Below are 14,207 nucleotides of genomic sequence, written 5' to 3' on the forward strand. Positions count from 1 at the left end.
AGGATGATGCCTTACCTTGTCACACCCTTCAAGCCTCGCTAATGATGATAGCGAGGCTTATTTATGACGAGATATTGTATATTTAAACAAAAAGTAGATTAAATATTCATAATGTAATAAAATAATATCAAGCTAGCATTTGCGCTGGGGCGTAATTGATATAAGCGGAGGTACTCACATGAAAAACTTATTATCGATGGAACATTTGTCAAATGAAGAAATAATGATGATTTTAAATCGAGCACAGCATTTCGAAGATGGAGAAAAACCTGTGTTACAACGCGAATTTCATGTAGCAAACCTTTTCTTTGAGCCAAGTACACGTACAAAAACAAGCTTTGAAATGGCGGAGCGTCGACTAGGATGTACAGTTATTCCGTTTGATGGGGAGTTCTCGAGTACAACAAAGGGAGAAACGCTGTACGATACAGTCAAAACATTGGAAATGATCGGAATCGATGCAGTCGTAATTCGGGATAAGGAAGATGAATATTACAACGAGCTTTTGGAAGGGATCGGCTGTGCGGTCATCAATGCAGGAGACGGCGCAGGCCAGCATCCTTCACAGTCACTGTTGGATTTATATACGATTCAAAAAGAGTTCGGACGATTTGAAGATCTGAATATTACGATCGTCGGTGATATTTCACATAGCCGTGTTGCAAAATCAAATGCGACTGCACTTACTCGTTTAGGGGCAAATGTTCGATTCCTTTGTCCGCCGGCATGGGCAGGTAATTTCGAAGCGGCACATAGCTGGGATGAAGTACTGGAAGACAGCGATGTCATCATGCTGCTGCGTATCCAGCATGAACGTCACTCTGTAAGTAAAAACTTTTCAAAAGAAAGCTACCATGCAGAGTATGGCTTAACGATTGAACGTGAACAGCGGATGAAAGAACGGGCTATCATTATGCACCCGGCACCGGTAAACCGCGATGTGGAAATTGCGGATGCCCTTGTTGAATGCAGTCGTTCCCGCATTTTTGAACAAGTGCGAAACGGTGTATTTACACGAATGGCCATTTTAGAAACGATTTTGAAAGGAAGAGATCAATATGACAACAGTTATACAAAATGTGAAGCTACTCAATGAGGAAGGCGAATTAGTAGTATCTACTATTGTAATAGAAAACGGCAAAATCGCTTCGATTAATGGAGACATTCCAGCTGGCGCTAAGCTGATTGATGGTAAAGGCCATTTCGCATCACCAGGTTTTGTCGATGTACATACACATTTACGTGAGCCTGGCTTTGAACATAAAGAAACGATCGCAACAGGCTCGGCATCTGCAGCAAAAGGCGGTTTTACAACAATTTGTGCGATGCCAAATACGAAGCCGGTACCGGATTCGGTAGAAAATATGCAGCTCATTAACGGATTGATCAAAGAAAGTGCAGTAATCCGAGTGTTACCATATGGTTCATTAACAAAAGATATTTCAGGTGAAGTTCGCACAAATATGCAAGAGTTAAAAGAACAGGGTGCAGTCGCTTTCTCGGATGACGGGATCGGAATTCAGCTAGCGTCGACTATGTATGAGCAAATGCAGCAGGCAGCAAAAATCGATGCGGTTGTTGTTGCACACTGTGAAGATAATTCACTTATTTACGATGGGGTTATGCATGAAGGAAAACGCAATAAAGAACTTGGATTACCAGGGATACCTTCTATTTGCGAGTCAGTACAAATCGCACGAGATGTACTGCTGGCTGAAGCGGCTGGTGCACGTTACCACGTATGCCACGTATCGACGAAAGAATCCGTACGTGCAGTAAGGGATGCAAAAGCGGCAGGAATTAAAGTGACTGCTGAAGTTTGCCCGCACCACTTATTATTAGAAGAAATGGACATTCCATCAGATGATGCGAACTGGAAGATGAATCCGCCATTACGTGCTGCAGACGATAAAGACTCACTGCATGCAGCATTGCTGGACGGTACGATCGACTGTATCGCGACAGACCATGCACCGCACACAGAAGAGGAAAAATGCTGCGGTATGGTCGGAGCACCATTTGGAATCGTCGGTTTCGAGACAGCATTCCCATTATTGTATACAAATTTTGTAGCGACAGGGAAATGGACATTAAAGCAATTAGTCGACTGGATGAGTGTAAAAGCAGCCCGAATTTTCGATCTTCCATACGGAACATTGGAAGTAGGAGCTTCTGCGGATCTTGTACTAATCGATTTGGATAAGGAACAGGCAATCGATGCAGAAGGTTTTGTTTCTAAAGGACGCAATACACCATTTAACGGATGGACAGCAAAAGGATGGCCGGTAGTAACGATGTTTGAAGGCAATATTGTATATCAGGAGGCAGAATAATGAAAAAGCGTTTATTAATTTTAGAAGATGGCACTGTATTTACAGGGACTGCATTTGGAAGCGACAAAGCAAGTCAAGGAGAAGTTGTATTTACAACAGGGATGACAGGCTACCAGGAAACAATTTCTGACCCATCATTCTACGGGCAAATTGTTACATTAACATACCCTTTAGTCGGAAATTACGGCATCAACCGTGATGACTTCGAAGCAATCACTCCTGCAATCCGCGGTTTCGTAGTACGTGAATTGGCAGAGCAACCATCAAACTGGCGCTCTGATATGTCTTTAGGGGATTACTTGGCATCACAAAATATCCCTGGCATAGAAGGAATCGATACAAGAAAATTAACGCGCATTATTCGGACAAAAGGAGCTGTACGAGCGATTCTAACTGAAGCAGACGCCGAAGTGGATATCGCACAGATCGTCGCTCGATTACAGGAGACACCGTATATTACACACCATGTTCGCGAAGTTTCGCCAAAAGCGGCATACCCGTCACCAGGACGCGGAAAACGTGTTGTGCTGATCGACTTTGGAATGAAGCACGGAATTTTACGCGAACTGAACAAGCGTGACTGTGATGTACTGGTCGTACCATACAATACGACTGCCGAACAAATTTTAGCAATGCATCCTGATGGTATTATGCTTTCAAATGGTCCAGGGAACCCGGAAGATGTGACAGAAGGAATCGAAACTATAAAGGGACTAATCGGAAAAGTGCCAATCTTCGGTATTTGCTTAGGGCACCAGCTGTTTTCACTAGCTTGTGGCGCGAAATCGTTTAAGTTGCCATTCGGTCACCGAGGCGGAAATCACCCGGTAAAAAATCTGCGTACCGGCCGCACGGATTTAACGAGCCAAAACCATGGCTATGCAATTGATATCGAGTCATTAAAAGAAACTGATCTAGAGTTAACGCATGTCGCTTTAAATGATGGGACTTGTGAAGGAGTACGCCATAAGGAATATCCGATTTTCACTGTGCAGTATCACCCGGAAGCATCACCAGGTCCTGAAGATTCAAACTACCTATTTGACGAATTTATCGAAATGATGGAAATCGAAGCAGCAAAGGAGAACCAATATGCCTAAACGTACAGATATAAATACAATTTTAGTAATCGGCTCAGGTCCGATCGTAATCGGTCAAGCAGCGGAATTTGACTATGCAGGAACACAAGCATGTCTTTCATTAAAAGAAGAGGGCTATAAAGTAATATTAATTAACTCGAACCCGGCGACGATTATGACGGATACTGAGATTGCAGACAAAGTATACATCGAGCCAATCAGCCTTGAATTTGTATCGCGTATTTTACGTAAAGAGCGTCCTGATGCCATTCTTTCTACATTAGGTGGTCAAACAGGATTAAATATGGCAATCGAACTTGATGAGTCAGGCATTTTAGATGAACTAGGAATTGAAATTTTAGGTACGAAACTAGATGCGATTCATAAAGCTGAGGACCGTGACTTGTTCCGTAACTTAATGTATGAACTTGGTGCACCGGTTCCAGAGTCAGATATTATTCATAACATGGAAGAAGCGAAAGCATTCGTTGCAAAAATCGGTTATCCGGTAATCGTTCGTCCGGCTTTTACACTTGGCGGAACAGGCGGCGGAATTTGCTATAACGATCAGGACTTACAGGAAATTGTAACGTCTGGTTTAAAATACTCTCCTGTAACACAATGTTTACTGGAAAAATCAATCGCAGGCTTTAAAGAGATTGAATATGAAGTAATGCGTGATGCGGCGGATAATGCAATCGTAGTATGTAATATGGAAAACTTTGACCCTGTAGGTATCCATACTGGTGACTCGATCGTTGTAGCACCAACACAAACATTATCGGATCGTGAAAACCAAATGCTGCGTAACATTTCACTCGATATTATTCGCGCATTAAAAATCGAAGGTGGCTGTAACGTACAGCTGGCATTAGATCCTTACTCATTCCAGTACTATGTAATCGAAGTAAACCCGCGTGTATCACGTTCATCTGCACTAGCATCAAAAGCGACTGGCTATCCGATTGCGAAGCTTGCTGCAAAAATCGCAGTAGGGCTTACACTGGATGAAATTAAAAACCCTGTTACAGGTTCAACTTTTGCTTGCTTCGAGCCGGCACTTGACTACATTGTCGCAAAAATTCCACGTTGGCCATTTGATAAGTTCGAATCGGCAAAACGTAACCTTGGTACACAAATGAAAGCGACTGGGGAAGTAATGGCACTTGGTCGTACATTTGAAGAAGCGATTTTAAAGGCTGTTCGTTCATTGGAAACTGGTCATGTGCATATTGAAATGAAAAATGCGGATGATTTAACTGATGTGTGGATTGAAAAGCGTATTAAAAAAGCAGGGGATGAACGTCTATTCTTTATCGGCGAAGCAATGCGCCGTGGTGTAACAGTGGAAAAAATCCATGAATGGTCTGCAATTGATATGTTCTTCTTAACGAAGCTGAAAAAAATTGTTGATATGGAAACAACATTGGCTGAGAACAAAGGCGATCAGGAAATCTTACGCACAGCGAAACGTTTAGGCTTTGCGGATAAAAAAATCGCACAGCTTTGGGAAATGGAAGAGCAAGCAGTTTATGATTTCCGTAAAGAGCATGGAATTATACCAGTATACAAAATGGTTGATACATGTGCGGCGGAGTTCGAATCAAACACACCATACTTCTACGGAACTTATGAGGAAGAAAATGAATCCATCCGTACAGAGAAACCTTCTGTTGTCGTGCTTGGTTCAGGTCCGATCCGTATCGGTCAAGGGGTAGAGTTCGACTATGCAACAGTTCACTCTGTATGGGCAATTCAGGAAGCAGGCTATGAAGCAATCATCATTAACTCAAATCCAGAAACGGTTTCGACTGACTTCTCAATTTCGGATAAATTATACTTCGAGCCGTTAACAATTGAAGATGTGATGCACATTATCGATCTGGAGCAGCCAATCGGTGTAGTTGTACAGTTCGGCGGGCAAACAGCGATTAATTTAGCGGATAAGCTGGAAGCGAACGGTGTGAAAATTTTAGGAACGACACTTGAAGATATTGACCGTGCTGAAAATCGTAATAAATTCGAAGCGGCATTACAAGAACTGAAAATTCCACAACCTCCTGGAGATACAGCAACATCAGCTGAAGGTGCGATGAAAATTGCCGAAGGTTTAGGTTTCCCGGTATTAGTTCGCCCATCATATGTACTAGGGGGACGTGCAATGGAAATTGTTTATAACATGGAAGAGCTTGCTCACTATATGACAAACGCGGTTGAAGCATCTCCGGATCACCCTGTATTGGTCGACCGTTACTTAACAGGACAGGAAATTGAAGTCGATGCCATTTGTGACGGTGAAAATGTGTTAATTCCAGGAATCATGGAGCATATTGAACGTGCAGGAGTGCACTCAGGCGACTCAATCAGTGTATATCCACCACAAAAATTGACAGATGCTCAGAAAGAAACATTAGTAGATTATACGACTCGCCTTGCAAAAGGTCTTGGCATTATCGGTTTAATGAATATCCAGTATGTAATGAGCAAAGGCGAAATATACGTAATCGAAGTAAATCCACGCTCAAGCCGTACTGTACCGTTTTTAAGTAAAATTACAAACATCCCAATGGCAAATATCGCAACAAAAGCGATTCTTGGTCAATCAATTATTGAACAAGGCTACCCAACAGGACTGGCAAAAGAAAAGCAAGGCGTATTCGTAAAAGTACCGGTATTCTCATTTGCCAAATTACGCCGTGTCGACATTACATTAGGGCCTGAAATGAAATCTACCGGGGAAGTAATGGGGAAAGACGCAACATACGAAAAAGCATTATACAAAGGCTTCGTAGCAGCGGGTATGGAAATTAAAACACATGGTACCATCCTGTTCACTGTATCTGATAAAGATAAACAGGAAGCAATCAGCCTGGCGAAACGCTTCTCGACAGTCGGCTACCGCATCGTAGCAACAGAAGGTACAGCAAAAACATTTGAAGCAAATGGTATCAAAACAGACATCGTTGAAAAAATCGGCGGTAAAGGCAAAACATTGATAGATATGATTCAAAACGGTGAAGCCCAATTAGTTGTCAATACATTAACAAAAGGGAAACAGCCGGCACGCGATGGCTTCCGTATTCGTCGTGAATCTGTTGAAAACGGCGTACCATGCCTAACTTCATTAGATACAGCAGAAGCAATGCTGCGCGTAATTGAGTCAATGACATTTACAGCAGAAGAAATGCCGAAAGCGGAGGTTGTACACTAAAATGATTCGTCAAGAGAAAATGACAGTTGTGGCACAAAAGCAAATTGCGACGAACATTTTCGAATTGACACTACAAGGACAACTGGTTCAGGACATGACGCCTGGCCAGTTTGTTCATGTAAAGGTGTCAAATACATTCGAGCCCTTGTTGCGTCGACCAATCAGTATTGCCAATGTAGATAAAGAAAAAAATGAATTTACGATGATTTACCGTGCTGAAGGTCGTGGCACAAAATTTCTTGCAACAAACCGTGAACATGAGATCGTGGATGTATTAGGTCCGTTAGGGAACGGGTTTCCAGTTGAAGCGGCTAAACCTGGCCAGACAGCGCTTTTAGTAGGGGGGGGGATTGGTGTTCCGCCACTCCATGAGTTATCGAAACAACTAAATGCGCGCGGCGTGAAAACGATTCATGTACTAGGTTTCCAATCAGAGGATGTATGCTTCTACGAGGAACATTTCAATGCTTTAGGCGATACGCACTATGCAACAGTAGACGGTACGAAGGGAACGAAAGGGTTTGTTACAACAGTATTTGATGAAGTAAAGCCCGAGTTCGATCTGTTTTATTCATGTGGTCCTTTGCCGATGCTTCGTGCTTTAGAAGGCTATTATCCTGAAAAAGAGGGGTACTTATCCTTTGAGGAACGGATGGGCTGCGGCATCGGTGCGTGCTTTGCATGTGTATGCGATACGACTGAAGGCTACGGAAAAGATTATGTAAAAGTGTGCTCGGACGGGCCAGTATTCCCGAAAGGAGTTGTGTCATTATGAGCCGTTTAAACTTACAATTGCCAGGTTTGGACTTGAAAAATCCAATTATGCCAGCATCAGGCTGCTTTGGCTTTGGGCGCGAATATGCCCAGCTTTATAACTTGTCAAAGCTTGGTGCCATCATGATTAAAGCAACAACTGTGGAAACGCGTAAAGGAAATCCGACGCCGCGTGTAGCCGAAACATCAGCTGGTATGCTAAATGCAATAGGCCTGCAAAATCCAGGGATTGAAAAGGTAATGGCAGAAGAGCTGAAGTTTTTGGAAAACTATGATGTCCCGGTTATTGCCAATGTTGCCGGCACTGAAGTTGCGGATTATGTGGAAGTAGCAGAGCGTATTTCAAAGGTACCTAACGTAAAGGCGTTAGAATTGAACATTTCTTGTCCGAATGTAAAATGCGGGGGGATACAGTTCGGGACGGATCCGGAAACAGCGAGGCAGTTAACTGCTGCTGTAAAGGCAGTTTCAAATGTACCTGTATATGTAAAACTATCTCCGAACGTGACAAATATCGTAGACATAGCCAAAGCGGTTGAAGCAGGCGGAGCGGACGGTATAACGATGATTAACACACTTGTGGGAATGCGTTTGGACGAGCGTACAGGGAAACCTGTCATTGCAAACGGGACAGGTGGCTTATCAGGTCCAGCCATTAAACCGGTAGCAATACGTATGGTGTATGACGTTTATAAAGCGGTGAACATTCCGATTATCGGCATGGGCGGAGTAACTTGTGCACAGGATGTAATCGATTTTATGTCTGCTGGTGCATCAGCTGTAGCAGTAGGTACAGCAAACTTTGTTGATCATTTCGTATGCCCGACAATTATTGAGGAATTACCGGACTTGCTGGACACGTTAAATGTGGACCATATTTCAGAAATTATCGGAAGGAGCCACCGTTAATATGAATACAAAACCTATTATTGCTTTAGATTTTCCCGGTGAAAATGAAGTTATGGGCTTTTTAGGGCAATTTGAAGAAAAACTTTTCGTTAAAATCGGGATGGAACTGTATATGCAGGAAGGCCCTAATATTGTGCGAAAAGTAAAAGAGCAGGGACACGATATATTTTTAGATTTAAAGCTTCATGATATCCCGAACACTGTGAAATCAGCGATGAAGGGCTTAGCAGGGCTTGGCGTGGATTTAGTGAATGTCCATGCAGCAGGTGGACGTAAGATGATGGAAGGTGCGTTGGAAGGTTTGGAGGCCGGTACAGCAGCCGGAGCTAAAAGAGCAGCATTAATTGCCGTTACACAACTGACGTCTACGACAGAACAGCAGATGCAAGATGAGCAAAAAATTGCACTATCTTTAAAAGAATCCGTTTTACATTATGCTCAGCTGACAAAACAAGCAGGCCTTCAAGGCGTAGTCTGTTCTGTTCATGAGGCGCAGGCAATCCGTGAAGCATGCGGCGACGACTTTTTAAGGGTGACACCGGGTATTCGTATGCTCGGTGGGGAGGCACATGATCAGCAGCGTATTGCAACTCCTGATGGAGCTAAAAAGGACGGTTCATCACTAATTGTTGTAGGTCGTGCCATTACCGGAGCCGTCAATCCGGTAAAAGCGTATCAAGAAGTTTGTAACTTATGGGAGGCTAACTAAAATGTCATTACAAAACGAAATTGCACATGCAATGCTAAAAGTAGGAGCAGTGGAATTAAATCCTACCTATTTATTTACATGGGCTTCAGGAATTAAGTCGCCGATATACTGTGATACACGTTTAACAATTTCAGATCCTGTTATTCGTAAACAGCTTGCCAATGGACTGTCCTCATTAATCAACGAGCATTTTTCTGACTGTGAAGTAGTGGCGGGTACTGCTACTGCGGGGATTCCTCATGCTGCCTGGGTTGCGGATATTATGCAGTTGCCGATGGTGTATGTGCGTTCAAAAGCAAAAGAGCACGGGCGCGGGAACCAGATTGAAGGAAAATATGCAAAAGGTCAGAAAGTCGTTGTAATCGAGGATATCATTTCAACAGGAGGTTCATCCATTACTGCTGTTGAAGCATTACGCAATGCAGGTTGTGAAGTGTTAGGGGTCGTTTGCGTGTATACATATAATCTGCCTAAAGCGGATCAGGTATTTGATGAAGCAGGCGTTAAATTTGTTTCATTAACAAATTTTGACTACTTAATCGATGCAGCAAAAGAAGCAGCAGCCATTCAGGAAGATGATATTCCCTTCTTAAAAAAGTGGCATCAGGACTTAAAGACAGGGAAACTGAAATAAAGTAATGCTTTAATTTGTGGGGGCTTTATCCCCACGGATTGAAGGAACACAAGCTAAAACCGTCACATCCTGTGACAACGCTTGTGTGACCGACATCGTGTTGGCCCGAACAGATCGGGCTTTTACGGTAGTTGATCTCCCGCTTGGGTGTCTTAATACCTGTTAATGCAAAATAAAAAAATATTAAAAATATTCAAAAACGTGCGAAGTTATCAAAAATATACTTTACACGTTTTTGTTATAGTTATATAATTCCATTATGCAAATTATCAGTTTTTTTAATAATGAAGTTTAATGAATTTAAATTTTATTAAACAACAAAAAAAAGTATTTCTAGACGTTTTTATGTTAAAAAGACATAATTATAATCGCTAATCGTTAATTTTTGAGGTAAATTATCGGAAAATTTAAACTTAAAAGAATAGTTTGCTATTGATAAATTTAAAATGTTAAATTAGAATAGTTAGAAAGTTTAATAATTGACAGGTAATTATATTTTATGGATAATTTACAGAGTAGTACAAAAATTAACAAATTATTAATATTTTAAAAAGACTGAGTATTAGCAAGGTTTAAATTTTTTTGATAAGGGTATTTTAATCTATTTGGAAAAATTTAATATAGAGCGAGTTTAGCAGAGTCGATTGTATGTTTAAGGAGAAAGGAGCGGTTATTTAATGTCTACGAATGAATTATTAGAAATCCGAAATTTACGTACGAGTTTCCGAATTAAAGATACATACTACCCAGCTGTAGACAATGTTTCGTTAACGCTTCGCAAAAATGAGATTTTAGCAATTGTTGGTGAATCAGGTTGCGGGAAAAGTACTTTGGCAACATCAGTAGTCGGGTTGCACAATTCAGTAACTACAAAAGTTGAAGGGGAAATTCTTTATAACAATCAAAACTTAGTTAAATTGACAGATGAACAGTTTAATAAGTTAAGAGGAAATGACATCGGTTTCATTTTCCAAGATCCACTTTCTGCATTAAACCCATTAATGCGTATCGGAGAGCAAATTGAAGAAGGGTTAATTTATCATACAAAATTAACTAAAGAACAACGTGAAAAACGTGTTATTGAATTACTGGATCAAGTAGGGATCGCCAATATGCAACGTGTAGCAAAACAATTCCCTCATCAGTTATCGGGCGGTATGCGTCAGCGTGTTATGATCGCGATAGCATTATCAGGAAAGCCTGCAATCATTATTGCGGACGAACCGACAACAGCACTTGATGTAACAATCCAAGCACAGATTTTAGATTTATTGAAGTCTCTGCAAGATGAAATTCAATCAGGCATTATTTTAATTACACACGACTTAGGGGTTGTTGCTGAAGTAGCGGACCGAGTAGCTGTAATGTATGCCGGAGAAGTAATAGAGGAAGCACCTGTTGTGGAATTATTCAGAAATCCGAAGCACCCGTATACAAGGTCTTTGCTGAAATCAATTCCTCAAACAAACAGTGAGAATGAAAAATTAGAAATAATTCAAGGGATGGTTCCTTCTTTAATGAAGTTACCACGCCAAGGCTGCCGTTTCTCATCACGTATTCCTTGGGTTCCACAATCAGCACATGAAGCAGATCCACAGCTTCATGAAGTAGCTCCTGGCCATCTTGTACGCTGTACTTGCTGGAAAGATTTCCATTTTGAGGATGAGGAAGGGAGCGTAAATCAATGAGTTTCATGCAAGTAGAAGATTTAAAAGTTCACTACCCGATCCGAGGTGGATTTTTTAACACAGTAGTTGACCATGTTTACGCAGTAGATGGTGTAACGATGGAATTTGACCGCGGAAAAACTTACGGTCTTGTAGGTGAATCCGGCTCAGGTAAATCTACAACCGGTAAAGCGATTATCGGGTTGGAAAAAATTACATCAGGCCGTATTCTTTATGAAGGTGAAGATGTAACAAATGCACGCCGTAAACGTGATTCAGCATATAACCGTGATATCCAGATGATATTCCAGGATTCGCATTCCAGTATGAACCCGCGTAAACGTGTATTGGATATTTTAGCAGAGCCAATTCGTAATTTCCTGAAGTTGTCTCCGCAAGAAGAGCGAAAGCGCATTAATGAGCTACTCGCAATTGTAGGGATGTCAGAGGACGTACTACTTAAATATCCACACGAGTTTTCTGGTGGACAAAAGCAGCGTTTAGGGATTGCCCGTGCAGTTGCATGTAACCCAAAAATGATTATCGCGGATGAGCCGGTTTCGGCACTTGATTTATCCGTACAGGCACAAGTTTTAAACTTTATGAAGGATATTCAGGAACAATATGGAATTAGTTATTTATTCATCTCTCACGATTTAGGTGTTGTTCGCCATATGTGTGACCACATTTCTATTATGTATAAAGGTAGATTCGTAGAAACAGGTAAGCGTGAAGATATTTACACAAATCCGCAGCATATTTATACAAATCGTCTGCTTTCTGCAATTCCTGATATTGAGCCTGAAACTCGAATTGAACGTAAGCTTGAACGTCAGCAAGTTGAAGCAGCATATCGCCAGGAACAACATAAATATTACGATAAGGATGGAAAAGTATATCCTTTAAAATCGATTTCAGACTCACATAGAGTAGCAATGTCTGAAGATGAAAAGGAGCGTGTATAGTATGTGGAAAACGATAGTTCGCCGTGTATTAATAATGATTCCGCAGCTATTTATTTTAAGTCTCCTAATTTTCATATTAGCGAAACAAATGCCAGGGGATCCATTTACAGGATTAATTACTCCTGAAACAGATCCGAATGTTATTGAAGAATTACGTGTTAAAGCAGGTTTCTACGATCCATGGTATGTACAGTACTATAACTGGATAACAAATGCAGCACAAGGTGACTTCGGTCAAAGTTATACATTTAAAAAGCCGGTTGCAGATATTATTGGAGACCGTGCAATGAACACATTATTACTTTCATTGCTTAGTGTAATTTTCCTTTATGTGCTGGCGATTCCTCTAGGAGTACTGGCAGGACGTTACCACGATTCATTTTTAGATAAGTCTATTGTACTTTACAGCTTTATCTCTTATGCAATCCCTGCATTCGTACTATATTTAATTTTCGTTTTCATTTTCGGCTACCGACTGATGTGGTTCCCGACAAGTGGTACGGTGGAAATAGGGTTAGACCCGGGAACCTGGAGTTATTATTGGAGTAAGTTCTACCATTTACTGTTACCGGCAGCCAGCTATGCACTGCTAGGTACGACGGGTGTCATTCAATATTTACGTTCGGAAATTATTGATGCAAAAACAATGGATTATGTTAAAACAGCACGCAGTAAAGGGATACCGATGAAGAAAGTATATTCACGTCATATCTTCCGTAACTCATTGTTACCGATTGCAGCGTTCTTAGGATTCACGATTACCGGTTTACTCGGTGGATCGATTTTCATTGAAACTGTATTCGCTTATCCGGGAATGGGTAAATTGTTTGTCGAATCCATTTCAAGTCGTGACTACAGTGTAATAACGGCATTAGTAATGTTATACGGCTTCTTAGCATTATTAGGTAGTCTATTATCCGATATTATCTTAAGTATAGTGGATCCGCGAATTCGCATAGACTAATCAATCAATTAATAATGACTAAGGAGAGGTGATTTTAATCATGGAAAACAAAAATGAACAGACAGTAGAAAAATTAGAATCTCAAAGCTCTCCACCAACTGGTATTCAAGTAATATGGAGAGAGTTTAAAAAAGATAAATTAGCAATGTTCTCATTAATAGGAAGTATTCTGCTAATGATTGCGATTATGATCATGGCAATCTTCACTATTGATCAGACTGAAGTAATGAAAATCCAATTATTGGAGCGCTTCACTGAACCAGGTGTCCGAGGTTATCTCCTTGGCGCCGACGAAGCCGGACGGGATATGTTCGGGCAGCTGATCATTGGCGCTAAAAACTCAATCTTGATTGCAATTGCTATTACAATTATTGCAAATGTAGTAGGTATCGGTCTTGGTATTATTATGGGGTATTACGGTGGTTTCATCGATAATTTCTTCATGCGTATTATTGATTTCTTTATCACTCTACCAACTACTATGATCATCATCGTAGTCGTGACAATCATTCCATCATACGGAATATTGGATCTGATCTTAATTATTGCAGCATTTCAGTGGATGTCGACGGCCAGACTTGTGCGATCCAAAGCACTTTCTGAAGCACGACGCGATTACATTAGTGCCTCCAAAACAATGGGTACAAGTGATTTCGCAATCATGTTTAAAGGGTTGTTGCCAAACTTAAGCTCGCTGTTAATTGTCGAAGTGACATTAAGCTTTGCGGGGAATGTAGGGATCGAAACAGGTCTTTCGTTCTTAGGTTTCGGTTTACCACCGTCAACACCAAGTTTAGGAACTTTAGTAAGTTATGCTATGAACCCGATAATTCTATCGAGTAAATGGTGGGTATGGTTGCCTGCATCAATATTGATCTTAGTAATGATGCTTGGTATAAATTACGTTGGTCAAGCGTTACGACGCTCTGCTGACGCAAAACAACGTTTAGGATAATAAGGGA

12 protein-coding genes are annotated in these 14,207 nt (G+C 41.2%); all 12 read left to right on the top strand.

Annotated elements, in window-relative coordinates; genetic code table 11:
* Positions 1–178 precede the first annotated feature (178 nt).
* The 12 genes from ABS917_RS00605 (at position 179) to ABS917_RS00660 (ending at position 14,200) form a co-directional block, all read left to right on the top strand.
* A complete protein-coding gene (locus tag ABS917_RS00605; RefSeq protein WP_350477205.1) occupies positions 179–1,096 on the top strand; it encodes an aspartate carbamoyltransferase catalytic subunit in 918 nt (305 codons plus the stop codon).
* Positions 1,059–2,333 (top strand): dihydroorotase, encoded by a 1,275-nt coding sequence (locus ABS917_RS00610; RefSeq protein ID WP_350477206.1) that lies wholly within the window; start codon positions 1,059–1,061, stop codon positions 2,331–2,333. The genes ABS917_RS00605 and ABS917_RS00610 overlap by 38 nt, the downstream gene beginning before the upstream one ends.
* Positions 2,333–3,433 (top strand): glutamine-hydrolyzing carbamoyl-phosphate synthase small subunit, encoded by a 1,101-nt coding sequence (locus tag ABS917_RS00615; protein WP_350477207.1) that lies wholly within the window; start codon positions 2,333–2,335, stop codon positions 3,431–3,433. The genes ABS917_RS00610 and ABS917_RS00615 overlap by 1 nt, the downstream gene beginning before the upstream one ends.
* On the top strand, positions 3,426–6,623 hold the full coding sequence (gene carB, locus ABS917_RS00620) for a carbamoyl-phosphate synthase large subunit (RefSeq protein WP_350477208.1): 3,198 nt from the start codon (positions 3,426–3,428) through the stop codon (positions 6,621–6,623). Before ABS917_RS00615 ends, carB begins: the two co-directional genes overlap by 8 nt.
* A 1-nt stretch (position 6,624) precedes the next feature.
* The gene (locus ABS917_RS00625; RefSeq protein WP_350477209.1) at positions 6,625–7,398 is read left to right on the top strand and encodes a dihydroorotate dehydrogenase electron transfer subunit; all 774 of its coding nucleotides are present in this window, start codon (positions 6,625–6,627) and stop codon (positions 7,396–7,398) included.
* The gene (locus tag ABS917_RS00630) at positions 7,395–8,306 is read left to right on the top strand and encodes a dihydroorotate dehydrogenase (RefSeq protein WP_350477210.1); all 912 of its coding nucleotides are present in this window, start codon (positions 7,395–7,397) and stop codon (positions 8,304–8,306) included. The genes ABS917_RS00625 and ABS917_RS00630 overlap by 4 nt, the downstream gene beginning before the upstream one ends.
* 1 nt (position 8,307) lies before the next feature.
* The gene (gene pyrF, locus ABS917_RS00635) at positions 8,308–9,015 is read left to right on the top strand and encodes an orotidine-5'-phosphate decarboxylase (protein ID WP_350477211.1); all 708 of its coding nucleotides are present in this window, start codon (positions 8,308–8,310) and stop codon (positions 9,013–9,015) included.
* A gap of 1 nt (position 9,016) precedes the next feature.
* A complete protein-coding gene (gene pyrE, locus ABS917_RS00640) occupies positions 9,017–9,649 on the top strand; it encodes an orotate phosphoribosyltransferase (RefSeq protein ID WP_350477212.1) in 633 nt (210 codons plus the stop codon).
* 677 nt (positions 9,650–10,326) lie between these two features.
* Entirely contained in the window at positions 10,327–11,337 is a 1,011-nt protein-coding gene (locus ABS917_RS00645; protein ID WP_350477213.1) for an ABC transporter ATP-binding protein, read from the top strand.
* On the top strand, positions 11,334–12,281 hold the full coding sequence (locus tag ABS917_RS00650; protein ID WP_008403359.1) for an ATP-binding cassette domain-containing protein: 948 nt from the start codon (positions 11,334–11,336) through the stop codon (positions 12,279–12,281). Before ABS917_RS00645 ends, ABS917_RS00650 begins: the two co-directional genes overlap by 4 nt.
* Before the next feature lies 1 nt (position 12,282).
* Positions 12,283–13,245 carry an oligopeptide ABC transporter permease gene (gene opp4B, locus ABS917_RS00655; protein ID WP_350477214.1) on the top strand — a complete coding sequence of 321 codons (963 nt, stop codon included), beginning with the start codon at positions 12,283–12,285 and terminating at the stop codon, positions 13,243–13,245.
* A 40-nt stretch (positions 13,246–13,285) separates the two neighbouring features.
* Positions 13,286–14,200: an ABC transporter permease gene (locus ABS917_RS00660; RefSeq protein ID WP_350477215.1), complete on the top strand. Its 915-nt coding sequence runs from the start codon at positions 13,286–13,288 to the stop codon at positions 14,198–14,200.
* The last annotated feature ends 7 nt before the right edge of the window (positions 14,201–14,207 follow it).

Origin of the sequence: Solibacillus sp., from assembly GCF_040273735.1 — a bacterium.
Taxonomy (GTDB): Bacteria; Bacillota; Bacilli; order Bacillales_A; family Planococcaceae; genus Solibacillus.

Excerpts from the sequence above, each read along its gene's own strand:
- ABS917_RS00625 (WP_350477209.1), top strand. The coding sequence starts at position 6,625 with ATGATTCGTCAAGAGAAAATGACAGTTGTGGCACAAAAGCAAATTGCG.
- ABS917_RS00610 (WP_350477206.1), top strand. The coding sequence starts at position 1,059 with ATGACAACAGTTATACAAAATGTGAAGCTACTCAATGAGGAAGGCGAA.
- ABS917_RS00630 (WP_350477210.1), top strand. The coding sequence starts at position 7,395 with ATGAGCCGTTTAAACTTACAATTGCCAGGTTTGGACTTGAAAAATCCA.
- ABS917_RS00605 (WP_350477205.1), top strand. The coding sequence starts at position 179 with ATGAAAAACTTATTATCGATGGAACATTTGTCAAATGAAGAAATAATG.
- ABS917_RS00645 (WP_350477213.1), top strand. The coding sequence starts at position 10,327 with ATGTCTACGAATGAATTATTAGAAATCCGAAATTTACGTACGAGTTTC.
- pyrF (WP_350477211.1), top strand. The coding sequence starts at position 8,308 with ATGAATACAAAACCTATTATTGCTTTAGATTTTCCCGGTGAAAATGAA.
- carB (WP_350477208.1), top strand. The coding sequence starts at position 3,426 with ATGCCTAAACGTACAGATATAAATACAATTTTAGTAATCGGCTCAGGT.
- ABS917_RS00650 (WP_008403359.1), top strand. The coding sequence starts at position 11,334 with ATGAGTTTCATGCAAGTAGAAGATTTAAAAGTTCACTACCCGATCCGA.
- opp4B (WP_350477214.1), top strand. The coding sequence starts at position 12,283 with ATGTGGAAAACGATAGTTCGCCGTGTATTAATAATGATTCCGCAGCTA.
- pyrE (WP_350477212.1), top strand. The coding sequence starts at position 9,017 with ATGTCATTACAAAACGAAATTGCACATGCAATGCTAAAAGTAGGAGCA.
- ABS917_RS00660 (WP_350477215.1), top strand. The coding sequence starts at position 13,286 with ATGGAAAACAAAAATGAACAGACAGTAGAAAAATTAGAATCTCAAAGC.
- ABS917_RS00615 (WP_350477207.1), top strand. The coding sequence starts at position 2,333 with ATGAAAAAGCGTTTATTAATTTTAGAAGATGGCACTGTATTTACAGGG.